Consider the following 19,994-nt stretch of genomic DNA (forward strand, 5'->3'; position numbering starts at 1 on the left):
GGGGTCCTCACGACTCGGTCCGGGCGAACTTGGGGTGGATCAGGCCCATCGAGGAGTAGGCCAGGTCGTCGACCACCTCGACGGGGACGCCGCGCTGCTCGGCGAGCAGCTCGACGTGGCCGAGCTCGTGGCGCCGGTCGGGGTGCACCAGCACGCGCCAGGGCACGCGTCGCAGCAGCACCCGCGTGGTCTCGCCGACGCCGGGCTTGACCAGGTTGACGTCGCCGATGCCGTAGGCCGCGCTGACCTCCTCGACCGCCGCCCACCCCGACCACGTCGGGGCGCGGTCGGCTGCGAGCAGCCGGGTCGCCTCGGCGCGGGCGTCGGCGGCGACGGCGTCGAAGTGCGACTCGACGGTCTCGACGTACTGCATCGACACGTCGGCGGGGGCGAGCTCGGCGTAGAACTTGGCGCCGTGGAAGTCGTCGGGGCCGATCAGCCGGTCGTTGAGCACCGTGCGCGAGACCAGCCCCGAGACGGTGGAGTTGAGGCAGGCCGAGGGGATCAGGAAGTCGTCGCGGGTGCCGTAGACCTCGGTGCTGCTGCCGGGGTCGGCGAGCACGGCCAGCGACGGGTCGAAGCGCAGCCCGAGCCGCTGCTCCATCTCGGCGCAGGCCGCGGTGAGCTCGCGCGAGATCGCCCCCTTGCCGGTCCAGCCGTCGACGAAGACGACGTCGCCGGGGTCGTGCTGCCCGGCGAGGTGCTGGAGCGCGACCGCGTCGAGGCCGCGGCCACGGACGATCGACATCGTGTAGTGCGGCAGGTCGAGCCCGAGCCGGCGGGCGTAGCGGCGCAGCAGGATCCCGATCGGGGTGCCGGCGCGTGCCAGGGACACCAGGACGGCGTCGGGCCCGCGCAGGTCGACGACCAGGTGCACGAGGGTGGCGGCCGCGAGGGCGACCCGCCGGGCCTGCTCGGACAGCGCCTTGTCGAACAGCGCGTAGTAGTCGTCGCTGGGCTGGTACTCCACCGGCAGCGACTCGGCGTAGTGGGCGCGCCCGGCCTGGATGGCCTCCTCGCGTTCCTCGACCGGCGCCTCGAGGGCGGCGTGGCTGAGGTCCTTGAGCAGCCAGGTGACGTCGTCGGCCGGGTAGGACCCGAACGCCGGACCGTGCAGCGGGGTCGGCATCAGGCGCCGCCGACCCGGGCCACGACCAGGCGGTCGCAGAGCCCGCGCAGGGCCGCGCGCAGCTCGACCGCCCCGTCGGCCGGCGTGGCGTCGTCGACGACGAGCACGATCGCGTCGAAGCGGCCGTCCTCGAGGTTGTAGGCGAAGCGGGGCTTGGCGTCGTCCGCGCCGTCGTGGGGCGGGAAGGTGATGCCGTGGCGCACGGCGTACGCCGGGTCGTCACGGACGACGACCGGGGACCGGGTGGTCGACGAGACGGTGACCGCCAGTGCCGGGCGGGTCGCCTCCAGGTGCTCGGCGATGCGGTGCGGGAGGTACATCAGCTCCTCGGTGCCGAGCACGTGCACGCTGCTCGCGCCCGCGGCGAGGTCGCCGACCTCGGTGGCCAGGGCGCTGACCGCGGCCTCGAAGCCGTCGGCGTCGGCCGGACCCAGCCCGTGCCGGCCACCGTCGGGCACGCCGGCGGGCCAGGCGTAGGTCGTGGCCACCTCGGACGCGCGCTCGGGACCGGGCGTCGGGAGGGGCCCGTCGGTCGCGACGGCGTCGCGGACGTCGGCGTCGGGCTCGTGGGTGCTGCGGACCTCGCCCTGCAGCAGTGAGACGAAGGTGATCGACGTGCCGAGCTCGGCGGCGACCCGGTCGGCGGTGGCGTGGGCCTCGTCGGGGCGCAGGTCGACCAGCGCGGCGACGACGTAGGCCGGTCGCGGGGAGATCGCGTGCAGCTCGCGGACGGTGTTGAGGATCGTGCGGCCGGTGGTCAGCTCGTCGTCGACCAGGACCAGTGGGCCGGTGCCGCGCAGCAGGTCGGGGTCGCGGGGCTGGAGCCGGTGGGTGGTGGCGTGGCTGTGCTCCTCCTCGAAGCTCAGCGCCGACCACCCCGGGCGCCGGGTGGAGTGGATCGCGGTGGCGCCGAGCCGGTCGGCGACCAGGTGGCCGAGACCGGTGGCGGTCTCGGCGTAGCCCAGCACCAGCTCGGCGCGGGTGCCGCCCAGCGCGGCCTCGGCGAGTGCCCCGAGGTCGGAGCCGTGCCGGCGCGCGACCGACGGCGACACCGGGACGTGCTTGGCGAGCACGGTGCTCACGACGAGGTGGACGCGGCGCGGGTTGCGCCGTACGGCCAGGCCGACGAGGTCGTCGACCGGCGCGCTGCCGGGACGGGTGACCAGCTCGACGCCGGCGTGCTCGCAGACCCACTCCCCCGGCCACACGGTGCGGGGTCCGCTCACAGGCGCGTCTCCTCGGTGGCCGCGGCCAGCAGGTCGACGAAGGTGACGTCGGGCGCGGCGACGCCGAACACCTCGGCGCGCAGCAGGCACTGCTGGGCCCAGGCCAGGTGGGGGTTGGCCTCGTTCATCTTGTTCCGGTACGACGACCGCGTGACGCCGCCGCCCTCCTCCTTGGCCGACAGCACGTCCTGCGCGTCGTCGTACTCCTCGTGGGAGACCACGGACAGCGCGTGCACGACCGGCACGTGGCTGGGGTGGATGACGGTCTTGCCGACCAGGCCGTTGGCGCGGTCGAGCAGCACCTCGCGGATCAGGCCGTCGAGGTCGCGGGCCAGCAACCGGGCGCGCAGCTCGCGGTCGTCGTTGCGGACGAACGGCGACTCGCGCAGCTGCGGCTTGAAGAGGCGGTCGGGCGCGGTGAAGTACTCCCACACCGGGCCGGTGACGGCGTGCCCACCGGGCCGGCCGAGCACGTTGACGACGTCGGCGACGGCGCCGGCGATGATCCGGACGTCGTAGATGGTGAGGTCGCGGGGGCGGCGCAGCGCGAAGACCGAGGCCATGTCGGTCGCGCCGATGCGCACCGCGAGCACGCGGTCGGCGTGCTTGGCGAGCAGCGCACGCATGCCGAGGAGCTCCTCGATGCGGGTCTCGCGGTACATCACCTCGGGGGTCTCGATCACCGGCATCACCATCAGCCGGCGGCCGACGACGCGCTCGCAGTCGCCGACGGCGTCGAGGAACTCGGGACCGTGCAGCGTGGAGAACTTGGGCAGCACGAAGCCGTCGATGACGTCGGCGGCCTCGCCCATCAGCGCGGCCAGCTGCCCCGGCTGCTCGGGGGTGCGGACGCGCACGAACACCAACGGCAGGTCGTCGCGACCCCGCAGCCGGGCGAGCTGGTCGGCGACGTGGGTGACGGCGTACTCGACGGCGTTGTCGGGGATCGAGTCCTCGAGGCACACCACGCAGCTGCCGACCCCCAGGCGCGCGACCCGCAGGACGTCGGCCGCCAGCTCGTCGCGGTTGGCCGGGATGTAGAGCGTGGCACCGAGGGCGTGCGCGAGCACGCCGAGGGAGTCGTCGCGGCCGAGATCTGCCGGCTCGCGGTGGAAGAGTCGAGCCCGGTCGACCGGGTCGAGGAAGTGGAACTGTCGCACGACGTCGTCCCGCCTCTCCATGTGGGGAACGGACGCGCAGGAGACGAGTCCGGAGGTTCGGGACAGGATAGGACGAGCAGGCATCTACACAACTCCTCCCGAGTAACGTGCAGCCCAACAGTCCCCGAGCACCGAGGAGCACCCATGCCCGTTTCGCTGTCCAAGGGCGGCAACGTCAGCCTGACCAAGATCGCCCCCTCGCTGCAGGCGGTGCGGGTCGGCCTGGGCTGGGACGCACGGACCACCGACGGCGCCGACTTCGACCTCGACGCCAGCGCCCTGGTGTGCGGGCCGAACGACAAGGTGCTCTCCGACCAGCACTTCATCTTCTACAACAACCTGGCCTCCCCCGAGGGCACCGTGCGGCACGCCGGCGACATCCGTGACGGCGCTGTCGCCGGTGACGACGAGGTGGTCGACGTCGCCCTCGCGCAGCTGACCCCCCAGACCGACAAGGTGGTCTTCAGCGTCACCATCCACGACGGCCTCCAGCGCGGCCAGAGCTTCGGCCAGGTCAAGAACGCCTACATCCGCGTGCTGGACCAGGCCAACGGCTCCGAGCTCGCCCGCTACGACCTCACCGAGGACGCCTCCACCGAGACCGCCATGGTCTTCGGCGAGCTCTACCGCAACGGCCCGGAGTGGAAGTTCCGCGCCATCGGCCAGGGCTACGCCTCCGGCCTGCAGGGGATCATCAGCAACTACGGCGTCACGTTGTAGGTCTGGTCGGCCTCCGGCGGACTCCCCGGCTGGCCGGGGATTCTGCCGCTGCGGTGGCGGGCTCGCGAGTAACTCACCGTCCGGTGGACCTACCCGCCCGAATTCGGGCGGGTGAGTCGGGCGGACGGTGAGTTACTCGCGCCCCGCCCGGTGCCCGCCCGGGCCCGGATCCGCTACAGCCCCCGGAACCGCTCGACCTGCCGCGTGACGGCGTCGGTGATCCGGTCGCCCTCCTGCAGCAGCGCCCAGTAGTCGGGGTGGGTGCCGCGCAGGCCCGAGCGGAGGCCGTCGAGGCGGCGGGCGAGGGCGTCGAGGTCGCGGGCGACGGCGTCGGCGCCGGGCTTGGGGGTGTTGACCACCATCAGCTGGGCGTCGCGGAGCCGGAAGCGGACCTTGCGCATGACCTCCTCGGGGTCGGCCTTGACCCCGCGCAGGGCGGCCAGCCGCTCGCCGGGGGCGGCGACCTCGGCCTTGGCGGCGTCGAGCTCGACGCGCGCCTCCTCCAGCAGGCGCAGCGGCAACGACCACTCGGCGCCGGCGTCGACGAGCCGGTCGAAGTCGTGGAGCCGGCTGCGGGCGGCGGCCAGGTGCTGGCGCACCGAGTCCTCGGTGGAGTCGAGGTCGTCCCAGTTGCCCAGGCTGAACTCGCGGCGCAGTGCGGCGAGGTCGTCGTGCATCCGGTCGAAGCGGGACTCGACGGCGTCGACCGCGGTGCGCAACGACGTACGACGGGTGGGTGCCTTGGCGACCCGCTGCGGGTAGTCGGCTGCGAGCTGCTCGACGGCCGCGGCCACCTCCTCGAGCTCGGCGGCGGCCTGCTCGAGGGCGGGGAGCCCGGTCGCCGGCTGCCAGTCGCTGGCCACCAGGGCGGCCGTGCGGGTGCGGGCCAGGAGGCCGTTGAGCTCGGGGGCCTCGAGCCCGGTCTGGCGCAGGACCGTCGCGGCGTCGGCGACCCGCCGCGCCTGGCCGGCCGCGACCTCCCGCAGCTCGCGCGCCCGCTGGACGGCCCGGCCGATGCGGGTCAGCTCGGCGTCGTAGTCGGCGACGACCTGGTCGAGCGCCGCGGCGTGCCGGGCGAGCCGGGGCCCCACGTCGGCGTAGGCGCGGTGCGCGTCGCCGAGGCTCCGCTGGTCGAGGGTCTCGTCGTAGGGGTGCTGGTCGAGGGTGGTGAGGTACTCCCCGATCAGCCGCTCGGCCTCCTGGTCGAGCACCCGGAACCGCGGGACCAGGCCCGAGGACGCCGCCCGCTCGGGCAGGTAGGCCTGGAAGCTCTCGACCATGCCGCGCAGGGTGCGCTGGGCGTGGTCGAGGTGACGGAAGTCCTCCATCAGCTGGTCGAGCGCGCTCCGGGTCGCCTCGCGCTGCGACTCCGGGGTGCGACTCGCCACGTTCGTCATCGTACGAGTCGCGGCAACGACGTCGGCCCGCCCCTCTGCGAGAGGGACGGGCCGACGTCGGAACGGGTGCTGCGGAGGGCTACACGTGCAGCGTGTGGTCCTCGTCGGCGTGCGACCTGTTGTAACGGACGCTCGACCACAGCGCGGCCAGGATGAACCCGACGCCGATCAGCCCGGTGACCACCTCGGGGACGTGGAGCCCGAGGTTGGCGAACAGCAGGAACGCCAGGGCGCCGATCGCCCAGTGCGCGCCGTGCTCGAGGAACACGTACTCGCTCAACGTTCCCTGGTGCACCAGGTAGATCGTGATCGACCGGACGTAGAACGCGCCGACACCGAGACCGATCGCGATGATGATCGGGTCGGACGTGATCGCGAACGCGCCGATCACGCCGTCGAAGCTGAACGACGCGTCGAGCAGCTCGAGGTAGAGGAACAGCGAGAACCCCGCCTTGCCCGTCGCCAGCGCCACGGCGCCGACCTCCTTGCCGGTGCTGCGCGACTTGGTCTGGGTACCGCGGTCGGTGCCGCTCGCACCCGTGCCACCGCCCGGGGTCGCGCCGGCCGGTACCGGCGGGTTGTGACCGAGGTCGTCGTCGTCCTCGACCTCCAGTCCGCCCTCGAAGAAGTCACCGAGGCCACCGACCAACAGGTAGAGGATGATGCCGAAGACCCCGGCGAGCATCAGGTCCTCGGCGTCCTCGGAGAAGATCCGCGAGAACGTGAAGAGCCAGATCAGGGCGACCAGCACCGAGACCGCGGGGAAGGCTGCGGCCCTGGACATCGCCCGCTCCACCGGACCGAACCAGTGGTGCTCCTTGTCCTCGTCGAAGACGAAGTCGAGGAAGATCATCAGCAGGAACATGCCACCGAAGGCCGCGATGAGCGGCTCTGCCTCTTCGAGGATGTAGCCGTAGGTGCCCGGGGTCTCCGGGTTGCCCTTCTCCAGTGCCAGCTCCCACGCCTCGACCGGCCCGAGGTTGGCCGTGACGAACACGATCACCAACGGGAACAGCAGCCGCATGCCGAAGACGGCGATGAGGATGCCGACGGTCAGGAAGATCGTCCGCCAGAACTCCGACATCCGGGTCAACACCTTGGCGTTGACGACGGCGTTGTCGAACGAGAGCGAGACCTCGAGGACGATCAGGATGGCGGTGATCGACAACCCCGTCCAGGTGTCGTACCAGAACGCGACCGCGAGGCCGATCAGGGTGATCAGGAAAGACCAGCGAAGGGCCTTCAGCAGTTCCACAGGTTCAGCTCACTGTCAGTTGGGAGAGGGCGACGGTCGCGACCGTCAGAGGTTCACGCCGTAGTCGCGCACGATGCCGGCGAGGCCGGAGGCGTAGCCCTGGCCGATGGCGCGGAACTTCCACTCGGCGGCGTTGCGGTAGAGCTCGCCGAAGACCATGGCGGTCTCGCTGGAGGCGTCCTCGGAGAGGTCGTAGCGGGCGAGCTCGGTGCCGTTGTTGGCGTCGACGACGCGGATGAAGGCGCCGGTCACCTGGCCGAAGTTCTGCCCGCGGGCGTCAGCCTGGTCGATCGAGACGGCGAAGACGACCTTGTCGACGTCGGCACCCATGCCGGCCAGGTCGACCTCGACGACCTCGTCGTCGCCCTCGCCCTCACCGGTGCGGTTGTCGCCCTGGTGGACGACGAAGCCGTCGGGCGAGGTGAGGTTGTTGTAGAAGATGAAGTGCTGGTCGGTGACGACCTTGCCGTCGGCGCCGCAGGACAGCGCGGAGGCGTCGAGGTCGAAGTCCTGACCGGTGGTGGTGCGCACGTCCCAGCCGAGGCCGACGAGCACCTTGTTGAGTCCGGCGGGCCCGGCCTCCTTGGTCAGGGAGACGTTTCCGCCCTTGCTCAGGCTCACTACCATGTCGATCATCCTTCGGGTCGGTGTGTGGGTTGCGGAGGTAACACTACAAACGAGTCCAGGCTGGTGCGCGATCCCCGCCTCCACGGGGTCCGGTGGTCGGACGGTAGGTCGGTCTCAGCCGACGTTGACGCCGTAGTCGCGGGCGATCCCGGCCAGCCCCGAGGCGTAGCCCTGACCGATCGCGCGGAACTTCCACTCGCCGTCGCGGCGGTAGAGCTCGCCGAAGAGCATCGCCGTCTCGCTGGAGGCGTCCTCGGACAGGTCGTAGCGGGCCAGCTCGGTGCCGGTGGCACGGTCGACGACCCGGATGAAGGCGTTGGTGACCTGGCCGAAGGACTGCCGGCGCGCGTCGGCGTCGTGGATGGAGACCGGGAAGACGATCTTGTCGACCTGCGCCGACATGCCCTGCAGGTCGACGTTGACGGACTCGTCGTCGCCCTCGCCCTCGCCGGTGAGGTTGTCGCCGGTGTGCTCGACCGTGCCGTCCGGGGAGCGCAGGTTGTTGTAGAAGACGAAGTGGCTGTCGTCGAGGACCCGCCCGTCCTGCCCGCAGACCAGGGCACTGGCGTCGAGGTCGAAGTCGGCGCCCGCCGTCAGGCGGGTGTCCCAGCCCAGGCCGATGGTCACGGCGGTGAGGCTGGGGGCGATCTTGCTCAGGCTGACGTTGCCGCCCTTGTTCAGGGACACAGACATCGCGGTCCTCCATCTACGTCGGATCGGTGGTGCTCGGGACCGTACCCGTTCGCGCCCACCCGAAGCCGGTGGGCAGCGTCGAGGCACTCGCCGTGGACGCCCGGGGGTGCCACCATGACCCGATGGGCGTCCTGAGCCAGCCACCCGTCCCTCCCGGCTTCACCGGGACGCGCCTCGGCGTGTGCAACCTGTGCGAGGCGATCTGCGGCCTGCGCCTGACCCTCGAGGACGGTGTCGTCACCGGCATCCGCGGCAACCCCGACGACCCGTTGTCGCGGGGCTACGTCTGCCCCAAGGGCGTCTCGATGGCCGACGTGTACGCCGACCCCGACCGGTTGCGCCGTCCCGTGCGCCGCGTCGACGGGCCCGACGGACCGCAGTGGGTCGAGCTCGACTGGGACGACGCCCTCGACCTGGTGGCCGACCGGCTCGCCGCCACCACCACCGCCCACGGCGGCGACGCGGTGGGCGTCTACCTCGGCAACCCCAACGCCCACTCGCTCGGGTTCGGCACCCACGGCCCGGCCTTCGTGCGCGCGCTGGGCACGCACCACCGGTTCAGTGCCTCGACGGTCGACCAGGTGCCGCACCAGCTCGTGGCCTGGCAGCTCTACGGCCACCAGCTGATGGTGCCGGTGCCCGACCTCGACCGCACCGCGTTCTTCCTCGTCGTCGGGGCCAACCCGATGGCGTCCAACGGCTCGCTGATGACCGTGCCCGACTTCCCCCAGCGCGTGCGCGACCTGCGCGCCCGGGGCGGCCGGATGGTCGTGCTCGACCCGCGGCGCACCGAGACCGCCAAGGTCGCCGACGAGCACCACTTCGTCCGCCCGGGCAGCGACGCGGCCGTGCTGCTGGCGATGCTGCACGTGCTGGTCAGCGAGGGGCTCGCCCGACCGCCGGCGTACGTCGACGGGCTCGACCGGCTGGCCGAGCTGGTGGCGCCGTTCACGCCCGAGCGGGCCGAGGCGCTCTCCGGCGTCGGCGCCGACGTCGTGCGCGGCCTGGCCCGCGAGCTCGCGGTCGCGGGGTCCGGCGTCGTCTACGGGCGCATGGGGGTCTCCACCCAGCGGTTCGGGACGCTGTGCCAGTGGGCGATCGCCTGCCTCAACCTGGTCGCGGGTCACTTCGACGAGCCGGGCGGCGCGATGTTCCCCGAGCCGGCGGTCGACACGGTCGGGCGGCGCGTCGTCGGTCCGGGTCGGCACGGCCGCTGGCGCAGCCGGGTACGGGGCATCCCGGAGCTCGCCGGTGAGCTGCCGGCCTCGACGATGGCCGAGGAGATCCGGACGCCGGGCGAGGGCGCGATCCGGGCGATGGTCACCGTCGCCGGCAACCCGGTGCTGTCGACCCCCGACGGGCGCGGCCTGGCCGAGGCGCTCGACGGGCTCGAGTTCATGGTCTCGATCGACCTCTACCTCAACGAGACGACGCGGCACGCCGACGTCGTGCTGCCGCCGACCAGCGCGCTCGAGCGCGACCAGTACGACCTGGTCTTCCACGGCTTCGCCGTGCGCAACACCGCCCGCTGGACGCCGGCGGTGTTCGAGCGCGACGACGACCAGCGCCACGACTGGGAGATCTTCGCCGGGCTGACGACCCGGCTCGCCGAGCGGCTGGGCGTGCCGCTCGGCGACGACGCGGCGGCGCAGCTCTCGGCCGCCCCGGCCGACCTCATCGAGCTGCTGCTCGACACCGGCGGCCGCACGACCGCCGCCGCGCTGGTCGAGCACCCCGAGGGCGTCGACCTCGGACCGCTGCGCCCCACCATGCCGGGGCGCCTGCAGACCGACGAGCAACGGATCGACCTGGTCCCCGCGTTGCTGATGGAGATGCTCGGGCCCGACCTGGCGCGGCTGGCCGCGGCCGAGCCGCCGGCGACCGACGAGCTGGTGCTCATCGGCCGCCGCCACCAGCGCGACTGCAACTCCTGGCTGCACAACACCACCAGGCTGACCCGGGGCCGTCCCCGGCACCACCTGCTGATGCACCCCGACGACCTGGCCGCCCGCGGGATCGCCGACGGCGCGAGAGTGGTGATCTCCTCGCGGGTCGGCGCGGTCGAGGTCGAGGTCAGCGGTGCCGAGGACATGATGCCGGGGGTGGTCTCACTCCCCCACGGCTACGGGCACCAGGTCGAGGGCACCCGCCTGACCCACGCCCGCACGGTCGCCGGGGTCTCGATCAACGACCTCACCGACCCCGACCTGCTCGACGTCTCGGGCAACGCCGCGCTCAACGGAGTGCCGGTGACGGTGTCGTCGGCCTGATCCCCGCCGGCTGCTCGGCGGCGACGGCGGCCGCGGGCCGCGACGGCCACCACGAGCGCTCCCCGAGCAGCACGAGGGCGGCCGGCAGCATCACCAGTCGCACCAGCGTGGCGTCGAGCAGGATCGCGGCCGACAGCGCCACGCCCATCATCTTCATCTCCAGCATCGACAGGGTCGCGAAGATCGCGAACACCGAGACCATCACCGACGCGGCGCTGGTGACCACCCCCGCGGTCTCGGCGATCCCCCGCTCGACGGCCTGGCGCGTGGGCAGACCGGCGTCGACGAGCTCACGCACCCGGCTGAGCACGAAGACGTGGTAGTCCATCGAGAGCCCGACCAGCACGACGAGCACGAACAGCGGCACCCAGTCGATGACGAAGCCCGGGGTGGTGAAGTCGAGCAGGTCGGCGCCCAGCCCCTCCTGGAAGACCAGGACCATCAGACCGAAGGCGACGCCCACCGAGGCCAGGTTGAGCACCGCCGAGAGACCGGCGATCACGACGCTGCGGAACGTCGTCAGCATGATCACGCAGGTCAGCAGCAGCACGAACCCGATGATCAGCGGGAGCCGCTCCCCCAACCGGTCGGCGAAGTCGAGGCTCTCGGCGGGGCCGCCGCCCACGGCGGTCTCGACGTCGCCGCCCAGCCCGCCGGTCGCTGCGGGCACCAGGTCGTCACGCAGGTCGCGCAGGGCGTCGTCGACCCGCTCGTCGGACTCCTCGTAGGGCATCGCGAGCTCGAGCACGGTCGTGGTGCGGTCGGCGGACGCGAGAGGCTCCGCCTCGGTGTCGACGAAGTCGTCTCCGGCGACGGCACCGCGCTCCAGGGCGACGAGCGCCGCGGCCACCCGCCCGGCCGCGTCGGCCTCGGCGCGGACGACGACGGTGGCGCTGGCGCCCTCGGCCGGGAACGCCGCGTTCAGGTCGCGTGCGGTCTGCACCTCGGTGATCGAGCCCGGCAGGGTGTCGAGGTTGGCCGAGTGGATGCGCAGGCCGAGCGCGGGGAGGGCGAGCCCGACGACCACGACGGTGGAGAGGACCAGCGCCGCCACCGGACGGCGTACGACGGGCGCGAGCAGGCGGCGGCTCAGCCCGCCGCGGCCGATCCGGGCGTTGAGGCGCCACAGCAGCGGCACCCGCGGACGGTCGACCCACCGGCCCAGGCCCGCCAGCAGCGCGGGCAGGACGGTGATCGAGCCCAGCACGGCCACGCCGACGACGAGGATGGAGCCGATCGCCAGGCTGTTGAACGTCGTGTCGCCGACCAGGAACAGCCCGGACATCGCGACCACAACGGCGCCGCCGGAGACCAGGATGGAGTGACCGGAGGTCTGCGCGGCGATGTCGACGGCCTCGAGGGTGGTGCGACCGGCGGCTCGCTCCTCCCGCTCGCGCTTGAGGTAGAAGAGCGAGTAGTCGACGCCGACGGCCATGCCGATCAGCACGATCATGCTGGTCACCGTCGACTCCGCGGGCACCAGGTGCGACAGCGGGGCCATCACGCCGACGGTGGCCGCGACGCTGCTGGCGGCCAGCAGCACGGGGAGGCCGGCGGCCACGAGGGCGCCGAACGCGACCAGCATCAGCAGCAGGGTGATCGGCAGGCTGATGCCCTCCGCGGCGGCGAGGTCGTCGGCGACCCGGTCGTCGATGGCGGAGTCCATCGTGACGTCGCCGGTGGCCCGCACCTCCAGCCCGTCGTGGGCCGAGGCGACGGCCGCCGCGGCGTCGTGCAGCTCGGCCGCGAGGTCGCCGCGATCGTCCTCCCCGTCGCGGGTCAGCTGGATCGGCACCAGCAGCGCCGAGCGGTCGTCGCTCCACTGCGGCACGAGGACCTTCTCGACGCCGGGAAGGGTCTGCACCCGGGTCCGGAGGTCGGCGGCGGCCGCGTCGGCGACCTCGGCGTCGGGCGCGCCGGTCCCGGCGGCGGTGACCAGGACGTTCTCGGACTCCGCCGGGTCGAGCCCGGCGGCGGCGATCATCGCGTCGGCGCGGCCGGACTCGCCCATCCGGTAGTCGGCGTCGTCGGCCTCGACGGTGGGCACGAGCGACGCCAGGGCGACGGCGATCGCCACGAACGCGAACCAGGCGCCGATGGCGCGCCACGGGTGGGTCGCGCTCCAGCGAGCGGCACGCCGCGGGAGGGTGGTGAGGGGGTTGGTCATGGGGGTGCTCCTGGTCTGCATGAGGTCGGGATCGGTGCAGACCTCAGCCTCGTGAGCCGGGCGCGCCGGGTCAGGGGCGCAGCCACCCCTCCCGCGGTGGTGCCAGCACCACTGCGCCGGCCCGCGGCGACGCGGGAGGATCGACCCGTGACCACCACGACCGAGGCCGAGCCGGCGCCGCCGTTCGAGCCTCCCGGCCACCTGCGGCTGACGGGGTACGCCGTCGCCCACCTGCTGCTCGGGGTCGTGGCGCTGGTGCTGCTGGTGCTCACCGTCGTCGGCGCGGTCCTGATGGTGGTCTGGGTCGGGGCGTTGCTGCTCGCGATCTCGCTGCCGCTCACCCGGCTCGTCGCCGACGCCCACCGCCGGATGGCCGCCGAGGTGCTCGGGCTCGACGTGCCCCGTCCCTACCTGCCGGTGCCGCGCCACCCGTGGCACGCACTGGTCGCGGTGGTCCGCGACCCGATGTCGTGGCGCGACCTGGCCTGGACGGCGTGGGCGTGCACCTTCGGCTGGCTGCTGGCGCTGCTGTGCGTGGTGGAGGCGATCGCCGTGGTCACCTGGCCGCTGTGGTGGTGGACGCTCCGCCCCAAGATGCGGACGCGCAGCCAGATCGACCTCTGGTTCCTCGCCACCAGCCGCACCGAGCGGCTGCAGCAGCGCGTGCAGCAGCTGACCGAGACCCGCGCCGAGGCCGTCGACCACGCCGCCGCCGAGCTGCGCCGCCTCGAGCGCGACCTGCACGACGGCCCGCAGGCCCGGCTGGTCGCACTGTCGATGAGCCTGGGCCTGGCGGAGCAGATGTTCGAGCGCGACCCCGACGGCGCCCGCCGGCTCGTCGGCGAGGCGCGCTCGACGACGTCGGCGGCCATCAACGACCTGCGCTCGGTGGTCCGCGGCATCCATCCCCCGGTGCTGGCCGACCGTGGGCTGGCCGGCGCGGTCGAGGCGCTCGCCCTCGACATGGCAGTGCCGGTGGTGGTCACCGCCCGGCTCGACGGACGTCCCCCCGCGCCGGTCGAGTCGGCGGTCTACTTCGGGGTCGCCGAGTGCCTGGCCAACGTCGGCAAGCACGCCGGCGCGAGTGCCGCGTCGATCGAGCTGTCCCACGACGGCGAGCGGCTGGTCACCCGCGTCGTCGACGACGGTGCGGGCGGCGCAGACCCGGCCGCCGGCACCGGGTTGCGGGGGCTGGGTCGCCGATTGGCCGCCCTCGACGGCACGATGTCGGTGAGCAGCCCGACCGACGGGCCGACGGTGGTGACCCTGGAGGTGCCGTGCGACTTGTCCTCGCCGAGGACCACGCCCTCCTCAGGGCCGGGATGATCCAGCTCCTCGAGGCCAACGGCTTCGAGATCCTGCACGCCGCCGAGGACGCGCCCTCGCTCACCGAGGCGCTGAGCGACCCCGCCGCCGACGCCGCCGTCGTCGACGTACGACTGCCGCCGACGCAGACCGACGAGGGCCTCCGGGCGGCCATCGCCGCACGCGCGGCCCGGCCCGGCTTCCCGGTGATGGTGATCTCCCAGTACGTCGAGCAGCTCTACGCGCGCGAGCTGCTCGCCAGCGGCGAGGGGGCGGTCGGCTACCTGCTCAAGGACCGCGTCTCCGACGTCGCCGAGTTCGTCGACGGCGTACGACGCGTGGCCGCCGGCGCCACGGTGCTCGACCCCGAGGTGGTCGCGGCGATCATGGCGCGGCGTCGCGAGGAGCCGGTCGACCGGCTCACCCCGCGCGAGCGCGAGGTGCTGGGGCTGATGGCCGAGGGGCGGTCCAACGCCGCGATCGCCGCGCGCCTCGTGGTCACCGAGAAGGCGGTCGCCAAGCACATCAACGGGATCTTCACCAAGCTCGACCTGTCGTCCGCCGACGACGACCACCGGCGCGTGCGAGCCGTGCTCACCTGGCTGCGCGCCTGACCGGCTCCCCTCAGGACACCGTCACCGGGTGGCGCACGACGGCGTCGAAGAAGTAGCCCTGGGAGTTGTACGGCGTCACGTCGGGCTGGGTGCGCCCGGCCCGGTCCGTGGCCCTCGCGAGGAGCTGGTGGGACCCCGCCGCCGGCCGGCGCCAGGTGACCGACCACGAGGTCCAGCCGAACCCGCGGTCGCCGCGGTCGCGGTGGTGGTGCCCGTGCCCGCGATCGTCGAGGTCGGCGCGCTGCCACGTGTCGCCGCCGTCGAGGCTGACCTCGACCCGCGCGATCGGGGCGGCGCCGCTCCACGAGCGGCCGGTGAGCCGGTGGGTGACGCCGGCGCGCAGGGTCGCGCCGAGCGGCAGCTCCCAGGCCGAGCGCACGGGGTTGACGGTCAGCGCCGGGGAGTCGGCCGGGTAGGAGCCGCCGGTGAGGCGGTAGAAGGTGGTGTTCCACGGCGAGGTGAGCTCGCGCCGGGCGACCTCGAGCGAGCCGAGCCACTTGATGCTGGCGACCCCGATCCAGCCGGGCAGCACGAGACGCAGCGGGAACCCGTGGTCGGGCAGCAGTGGCTCGCCGTTGGCCCCCCAGGCCAGCAGCGCGTCGTCGAGGGCCTTCTCGACCGGGAAAGGCCTGCGCACGCGCCCGTGGTCGGTGCCGCCGCTGCGGAACGGGTCGTCGAGACCAGTGGCCATGATCGACACCGCGTCGGACGACAGGCCGAGCCGGCGCAGCACCGACCGCAGGCGCACGCCCTCCCACTGCACGGTCCCGACCGACCCGAGCCGCCACGCCGTGCCGCTGACGGCCTGGCCCTGCTGGGTGGTGAAGAAGCTGCGCCCGTTGCCGGTGCACTCGTGGACCGAGGTCAGCCGCGTGCGCGGCAGGCGCTGGAGGTCGCGGAGGGTGAGGCTGAGGGCGTCGGCCTCGCCGCGGGCGGTCGCGAGCCCGTCACCGAAGACGCGCAGCGCGTACGTCGAGGGGTCGATCGTCGGCGTGCTCGTGTGGTTGCGCACGAACAGGTCGGACTGAGGCGTGAGGTGGCGCCGCGGGTCGGCGGACTCCCAGCGCATCTCGGCGTTGGTGCCGTGGTCGACGAACCGCTCGGGCGGGAGGGGCTTGAGGATGGCGGGTGCCCCGGCGACGGCGGGAGCGGCGGTGCCGTGGAGGACGGCGGCCGCCGCCGGCGCGGCGGCCGCGGCGGACAGGACGGTGCGGCGGCTCGCACCCACGCGGGAGGTCATGGCCCCGAAACTAACACGACTATGTCACCTCACTTACACAGACGTGCCGACCGGATCCCGGCCTGGGACACTGACCCCGTGACCGACGTGCGGGACGACGACCAGGCCGAGGCGGCGTACCGGCGCCGCGACCGGCGCCGCTCGTGGACGTTCTGGCTCGGCCTCGGTCTGGTGCTGTCGGGGCTGGCGATCCTGGCGTGGATCGGGTGGCAGCTCTACGGCACCAACTACGTCTCGCAGCGCCGGCACGACGACACGGTCCAGCGGCTGGAGAAGGAGTGGGCCCAGCCGAGGAGCGAGGCCGGCGCCGACGTCCAGACCGACCAGGGCCGGGCCACGGCCATCCTGCGGATCCCGGCGCTGGGAGACGACTACGCGATCCCGGTGCTCGAGGGCGTCGAGGACGACGCGCTCGCCTCGGGCATCGGTCACTTCGAGGACTCCGCCGGGCCGGGCGAGGTCGGCAACTACGCGCTCGCCGGGCACCGGATCACCCACGGCGAGCCGCTGCGCGACATGCCCGACCTCGAGCCCGGCGACACCGTCGTGCTGGAGACCCGCGACGCGGTCTACACCTACCGCCTCGACACCGGCGGCGACGACCTGCGGGTCCCCTTCACCTCGGGCTGGGTCGTCGACCCGGTCCCGGTCAACCCCGACGGCGGCGTGGGGCCCGTGGAGGGCGAGGAGCGGCTGCTCACCCTGACGACCTGCGCCGAGCTGTTCCACACCGACGACCGGCTGGTGGCCTTCGGGCACCTCGTCGACGTCGAGGAGCGGTAGCCGGGGTCAGGGGGCCGGCGGCGCGTCCTGCCGCTCGCGCAGGGTGAGGTAGACCGCGCGCATCCCGACCGCCCGGTCGAGCTCCTCGGTGACCGAGGCGAAGAACTGGCTGCGGTAGGCGTCGTCGGTGACCGCGTTGACGGTGAAGTAGAGCCCGGAGAAGGTGGCCAGGAACAGCGAGACCTTCATCAGCTGGACCGAGATGCTGAGGTTGCCGACGTTGTCGATGCCGCCCTCGAGCCCGGTCCAGGCCTCCTGCACCGTCTGGGTCATGATCAGCGACCCGAAGACCAGGAAGAACACGAACACCGCGACGATCAGCAGCAGCACCTGGACGACCTGGACCACGAGCAGGACGAGGATCAGGTTGGCGCGGGCGTAGCCGGTGACCTCGGCGTGGCGCGCCGGGTCGACGCCGGCGTCGAGCAGCCGCACGGTCGCCGCCTCCAGCGGGGTGCCGCGGGTGGTGCGGCGCAGGAACTCCTCGTCGACGGCGTCGTCGACGCGGTCGACCTCCTCCGGCAGGCGGACCAGCAGGAAGACCACGGCGAGCGTGGTCAGCAGCAGGACCGTCGTCCAGAGCAGGCCGGGCGAGAGGTTCGCGGTCATCTGCCACGCCTCGGCGTTGATGAACAGGAAGGTGACGAAGACCAGCAGCAGCGGCAGCGCGCGACTGGCCATCGGCACCAGCAGCCGCAGGGTGCTCAGCGTGCGGCCCCCGGCCCAGCGCACGATCGGACCGGCTCGCAGGGCGGTCATCGCGTAGACCACCAGGCCGGCACCCACGAAGGAGAACAGCACGGCAGGGGCCGCACTGATCTCTTCGGACCACCAGGCGAGCAGCACGCCGATGGCGATCGCCAGCAGCACGACGCCCAGCATCGGCGGCAGGAACCGGCGCGGTCGCAGCGCGGCGCGCACCGAGGACCGGACGTCGGGCACGAAGTAGGACAGGCCGTGCGCCAGGAACCAGCTCTCGGCCCTGTCCACCTCGGTGTCGCCGGTGATCTCAGGCACCCAGCAGCTCCCGCGCCCGGCGGACGTCGTCGGCCATCTGGGCGACGAGCGGGTCGATCCCCTCGAAGGCGACCATCCCGCGGAGCCGGTGGACGAAGGTGACCTCGACCTCGACGTCGTACAGCTCGAGGTCGGTGCGGTCGAGCACGTAGCTCTCGATGCGCCGGTAGCGCACGTCGTCGAACGTCGGGTTGGTGCCGACGCTGATCGCGGTCGGGAAGGACTCCCCCGTGTCGAGGCGGCGCAGCCGACCGGCGTAGACGCCGTCGGCGGGGGCGGCGGTCAGGCCGTCGGTGGGCACGTTGGCGGTCGGGTAGCCGAGCTCGCGACCGCGCTGGTCGCCGCGGACCACGACGCCGCGGACCGCGAACGGTCGGCCCAGCGCCTCGGCGGCACCGGCGACGTCGCCCGCGGCCAGGCAGGTGCGGACGTACGTCGACGACCAGACCTGCGGTCCCCCGTCGAGCTCGACGCCCTCGGCGGCGAACCCGGCCCGGGTGCCTGCCTCGACCAGGAACGCGAGGTCGCCGGCGGCGCGGTGCCCGAAGCGGAAGTTGGCCCCGACCACCACCGACCGCGCCCGCAGGCTCTCCACGAGCACGCGGTCGACGAACTCCTGCGGCGCCCAGGCGGCGACGTCGAGGTCGAACGGCAGCGCGAGGACGTGGTCGACCCCGGCCTCGGCCAGCAGCGCCGCCCGCTCCTCGAGCGTGGTCAGCATCGAGGGCGCGTGCTCGGGGCGCAGCACGGCCATCGGGTGCGGGTCGAACGTCACGGTGACCAGGGGTACGCCGAGGTCGTCGGCCCGCGCGCGAGCGCGGGCGAGCACGACCCGGTGGCCGCGGTGGACGCCGTCGAAGTTGCCGACCGTGACGGCCGTCCCGGACCCGACCACCGCAGCCGGGACCTCGTCGGAGGAGCGCCAGATCGTCACGACGCCCAGCGTAGAGAACCAGCGACCCGCCGCGGCTGCCGCCCACCCACCGGGTGGGGTCAGACGAAGACGGCGACGGCGCGCGAGCCGTCGCCGGCCGGCTCGTAGAGGGCCAGGAACGCCCCCGACGGGTCGAAGACCGCGGTCAGGCCGGCCAGGGGGCGCGCGAGGCGCCGTCCGAAACGGACGTCGCCGGCCTCCTGCTCGTCGAGGTCGACGGCGGCGAACGTCGCCCGCGCCGCGGCGGCGATCGGGACCACCGCGAATCCGTCGGCCAGCTCGTCGAGCGTGCGGGCGGCGGTGAGGTCGAACGCGCCGACCGCCGTGCGCCGCAACGCGGTCAGGTGGCCACCCACACCCAGGGCCCGCCCGGCGTCGCGGGCGATCGCGCGGATGTAGGTGCCGCTGGAGCAGCGCACCGAGATCCGGACGTCCGGGCCGGTGACCTCGTGGACGGTCAGGTCGTGGACGGTGACCCGGCGCGGCTGGAGCTCGACCTCCTCACCGTCGCGGACGCGCTGGTAGGCGCGCTTGCCGTCGACCTTGATCGCCGAGACCGCGGTCGGGACCTGGTCGATCTCGCCGACGAAGCCGGCGAGCACTGCCCGCACCTCGGCCTCGACCAGGTGCTCGGCGGGGCTCTCGGAAACGACCTCGCCCTCGGCGTCGTCGGTGGTGGTGGCGACCCCGAGCCGGATCGTGGCGTCATAGGACTTCTCGGTGAGCACCAGGTGACCCAGGAGCCGGGTCGCCCGGTCCACGCCGAGCACCAGCACCCCGGTGGCCATCGGGTCGAGGGTGCCGGCGTGACCCACCTTGCGGGTGCCGGCGAGGCGACGCACCCGGGCGACCACGTCGTGCGACGTCATCCCCCCGGGCTTGTCGACGACCACCAGGCCGGGCTCGACGCTCACGCCTCGCGGGTGTCGGCGTCGGACGGCTCGTCGTCCGTCTCGTCGGCCGTCTCGTCGGGGTCGTCGGGGTCGTCGTCCCCGGCCTCGCGCGGCTTCTTGTAGGGGTCGGGCTCGCCGGCGTACGTCGTGCCGCGGGCGGCCGCGGTCGCCTCGTCGAGGGCGCGGGCGCGGGCCAGCACCTCGTCGAGCGCCCGGGCCTCGTCGGGCAGCGCGTCGTGGAAGAAGGTGAGCGTCGGGACGATGCGGGTGCCGAGCTGCTTGGCCACCTCCGAGCGCAGGACGCCCTTGGCGGACTCGAGCGCGGCGGCGGTGCCGGCCATCTCCTCCTCGGTGCCGAGCACCGTGTAGAAGATCGAGGCCTGCTGGCCGTCGCCGGTGAGACGGACGTCGGTGATGGTGACGAACCCGAGCCGCGGGTCCTTGATCCGCCGCTCCAGCATCTCGGCGACGATCACCTGGATCCGGTCGGCGATCTTGCGCACGCGAGGACTGCTCATGGTTTCTTCCTATCAGTACGGCGCCGCTGCGGCGCCGGACGAGCTG

18 protein-coding genes are annotated in these 19,994 nt (G+C 73.2%); 5 read left to right on the plus strand and 13 right to left on the minus strand.

The window, feature by feature from the left end; all coding sequences use genetic code 11:
- Nucleotides 1-7: 7 nt before the first annotated feature.
- From AC4MBH_RS06225 to AC4MBH_RS06235, 3 genes are read right to left on the minus strand one after another with little or no spacing between them, the layout of a single operon-like run.
- Nucleotides 8-1,129, minus strand: coding sequence for a cysteine protease StiP family protein (locus tag AC4MBH_RS06225; protein WP_491793543.1), 1,122 nt, complete (start codon nucleotides 1,127-1,129; stop codon nucleotides 8-10).
- Nucleotides 1,129-2,355, minus strand: a complete 1,227-nt coding sequence (locus AC4MBH_RS06230; protein ID WP_491793545.1) for a phosphoribosyltransferase family protein — start codon at nucleotides 2,353-2,355, stop codon at nucleotides 1,129-1,131. The genes AC4MBH_RS06225 and AC4MBH_RS06230 overlap by 1 nt, the downstream gene beginning before the upstream one ends.
- A complete protein-coding gene (locus AC4MBH_RS06235; protein ID WP_491793547.1) occupies nucleotides 2,352-3,536 on the minus strand; it encodes an HpcH/HpaI aldolase/citrate lyase family protein in 1,185 nt (394 codons plus the stop codon). The genes AC4MBH_RS06230 and AC4MBH_RS06235 overlap by 4 nt, the downstream gene beginning before the upstream one ends.
- 123 nt (nucleotides 3,537-3,659) lie before the next feature.
- On the opposite strand from AC4MBH_RS06235, the gene AC4MBH_RS06240 reads away from it, so the two are divergent.
- Entirely contained in the window at nucleotides 3,660-4,235 is a 576-nt protein-coding gene (locus tag AC4MBH_RS06240; protein WP_491793549.1) for a TerD family protein, read from the plus strand.
- Nucleotides 4,236-4,408: 173 nt separating this feature from the next.
- Here the strand turns inward: AC4MBH_RS06240 and AC4MBH_RS06245 are convergent, their stop codons facing one another.
- The 4 genes from AC4MBH_RS06245 to AC4MBH_RS06260 form a co-directional block, all read right to left on the minus strand.
- A complete protein-coding gene (locus tag AC4MBH_RS06245; RefSeq protein ID WP_491793551.1) occupies nucleotides 4,409-5,623 on the minus strand; it encodes a hypothetical protein in 1,215 nt (404 codons plus the stop codon).
- An 88-nt stretch (nucleotides 5,624-5,711) separates the two neighbouring features.
- Complete coding sequence (locus AC4MBH_RS06250) at nucleotides 5,712-6,887, minus strand: DUF475 domain-containing protein (RefSeq protein WP_491793553.1); 1,176 nt, start codon at nucleotides 6,885-6,887, stop codon at nucleotides 5,712-5,714.
- Nucleotides 6,888-6,932: 45 nt separating this feature from the next.
- Entirely contained in the window at nucleotides 6,933-7,514 is a 582-nt protein-coding gene (locus tag AC4MBH_RS06255; RefSeq protein ID WP_491793554.1) for a TerD family protein, read from the minus strand.
- 114 nt (nucleotides 7,515-7,628) lie between these two features.
- A complete protein-coding gene (locus AC4MBH_RS06260) occupies nucleotides 7,629-8,207 on the minus strand; it encodes a TerD family protein (RefSeq protein ID WP_491793556.1) in 579 nt (192 codons plus the stop codon).
- A 122-nt stretch (nucleotides 8,208-8,329) separates the two neighbouring features.
- On the opposite strand from AC4MBH_RS06260, the gene AC4MBH_RS06265 reads away from it, so the two are divergent.
- Nucleotides 8,330-10,477 (plus strand): molybdopterin-dependent oxidoreductase, encoded by a 2,148-nt coding sequence (locus AC4MBH_RS06265; protein WP_491793558.1) that lies wholly within the window; start codon nucleotides 8,330-8,332, stop codon nucleotides 10,475-10,477.
- Here the strand turns inward: AC4MBH_RS06265 and AC4MBH_RS06270 are convergent.
- Complete coding sequence (locus AC4MBH_RS06270) at nucleotides 10,443-12,644, minus strand: MMPL family transporter (RefSeq protein ID WP_491793559.1); 2,202 nt, start codon at nucleotides 12,642-12,644, stop codon at nucleotides 10,443-10,445. The two genes, AC4MBH_RS06265 and AC4MBH_RS06270, sit on opposite strands and share 35 nt — an antisense overlap.
- A 147-nt stretch (nucleotides 12,645-12,791) precedes the next feature.
- Between AC4MBH_RS06270 and AC4MBH_RS06275 the strand changes: the two genes are divergently transcribed.
- Together AC4MBH_RS06275 and AC4MBH_RS06280 are read left to right on the plus strand one after the other, a co-directional pair.
- Nucleotides 12,792-13,970 (plus strand): sensor histidine kinase, encoded by a 1,179-nt coding sequence (locus AC4MBH_RS06275; protein WP_491793561.1) that lies wholly within the window; start codon nucleotides 12,792-12,794, stop codon nucleotides 13,968-13,970.
- Nucleotides 13,922-14,563 (plus strand): LuxR C-terminal-related transcriptional regulator, encoded by a 642-nt coding sequence (locus tag AC4MBH_RS06280; protein WP_491793563.1) that lies wholly within the window; start codon nucleotides 13,922-13,924, stop codon nucleotides 14,561-14,563. The genes AC4MBH_RS06275 and AC4MBH_RS06280 overlap by 49 nt, the downstream gene beginning before the upstream one ends.
- Nucleotides 14,564-14,573: 10 nt before the next feature.
- Here AC4MBH_RS06280 and AC4MBH_RS06285 read toward each other — a convergent pair whose 3' ends face one another.
- Entirely contained in the window at nucleotides 14,574-15,803 is a 1,230-nt protein-coding gene (locus AC4MBH_RS06285) for a molybdopterin-dependent oxidoreductase (RefSeq protein WP_491793564.1), read from the minus strand.
- 78 nt (nucleotides 15,804-15,881) lie between these two features.
- On the opposite strand from AC4MBH_RS06285, the gene AC4MBH_RS06290 reads away from it, so the two are divergent.
- A complete protein-coding gene (locus tag AC4MBH_RS06290; protein ID WP_491793566.1) occupies nucleotides 15,882-16,586 on the plus strand; it encodes a class E sortase in 705 nt (234 codons plus the stop codon).
- Nucleotides 16,587-16,592: 6 nt separating this feature from the next.
- On the opposite strand, the gene AC4MBH_RS06295 is transcribed toward AC4MBH_RS06290, so the two are convergent.
- From AC4MBH_RS06295 to rbfA, 4 genes are read right to left on the minus strand one after another with little or no spacing between them, the layout of a single operon-like run.
- Entirely contained in the window at nucleotides 16,593-17,603 is a 1,011-nt protein-coding gene (locus tag AC4MBH_RS06295; protein WP_491793568.1) for a hypothetical protein, read from the minus strand.
- The gene (locus tag AC4MBH_RS06300) at nucleotides 17,596-18,537 is read right to left on the minus strand and encodes a bifunctional riboflavin kinase/FAD synthetase (RefSeq protein ID WP_491793570.1); all 942 of its coding nucleotides are present in this window, start codon (nucleotides 18,535-18,537) and stop codon (nucleotides 17,596-17,598) included. Before AC4MBH_RS06300 ends, AC4MBH_RS06295 begins: the two co-directional genes overlap by 8 nt.
- A gap of 59 nt (nucleotides 18,538-18,596) precedes the next feature.
- The gene (truB, locus tag AC4MBH_RS06305) at nucleotides 18,597-19,451 is read right to left on the minus strand and encodes a tRNA pseudouridine(55) synthase TruB (protein WP_491793572.1); all 855 of its coding nucleotides are present in this window, start codon (nucleotides 19,449-19,451) and stop codon (nucleotides 18,597-18,599) included.
- Nucleotides 19,448-19,948, minus strand: coding sequence for a 30S ribosome-binding factor RbfA (gene rbfA, locus AC4MBH_RS06310; protein WP_491793573.1), 501 nt, complete (start codon nucleotides 19,946-19,948; stop codon nucleotides 19,448-19,450). The genes truB and rbfA overlap by 4 nt, the downstream gene beginning before the upstream one ends.
- Between the last annotated feature and the right edge of the window lie 46 nt (nucleotides 19,949-19,994).

The sequence above is a fragment of the Nocardioides sp. WJ219 genome, from assembly GCF_058559815.1.

Excerpts from the sequence above, each read along its gene's own strand:
- AC4MBH_RS06255 (WP_491793554.1), bottom strand. The coding sequence starts at position 7,514 with ATGGTAGTGAGCCTGAGCAAGGGCGGAAACGTCTCCCTGACCAAGGAG.
- AC4MBH_RS06240 (WP_491793549.1), top strand. The coding sequence starts at position 3,660 with ATGCCCGTTTCGCTGTCCAAGGGCGGCAACGTCAGCCTGACCAAGATC.
- rbfA (WP_491793573.1), bottom strand. The coding sequence starts at position 19,948 with ATGAGCAGTCCTCGCGTGCGCAAGATCGCCGACCGGATCCAGGTGATC.
- AC4MBH_RS06235 (WP_491793547.1), bottom strand. The coding sequence starts at position 3,536 with ATGGAGAGGCGGGACGACGTCGTGCGACAGTTCCACTTCCTCGACCCG.
- AC4MBH_RS06260 (WP_491793556.1), bottom strand. The coding sequence starts at position 8,207 with ATGTCTGTGTCCCTGAACAAGGGCGGCAACGTCAGCCTGAGCAAGATC.
- AC4MBH_RS06270 (WP_491793559.1), bottom strand. The coding sequence starts at position 12,644 with ATGACCAACCCCCTCACCACCCTCCCGCGGCGTGCCGCTCGCTGGAGC.
- AC4MBH_RS06265 (WP_491793558.1), top strand. The coding sequence starts at position 8,330 with ATGGGCGTCCTGAGCCAGCCACCCGTCCCTCCCGGCTTCACCGGGACG.
- AC4MBH_RS06285 (WP_491793564.1), bottom strand. The coding sequence starts at position 15,803 with ATGACCTCCCGCGTGGGTGCGAGCCGCCGCACCGTCCTGTCCGCCGCG.
- AC4MBH_RS06225 (WP_491793543.1), bottom strand. The coding sequence starts at position 1,129 with ATGCCGACCCCGCTGCACGGTCCGGCGTTCGGGTCCTACCCGGCCGAC.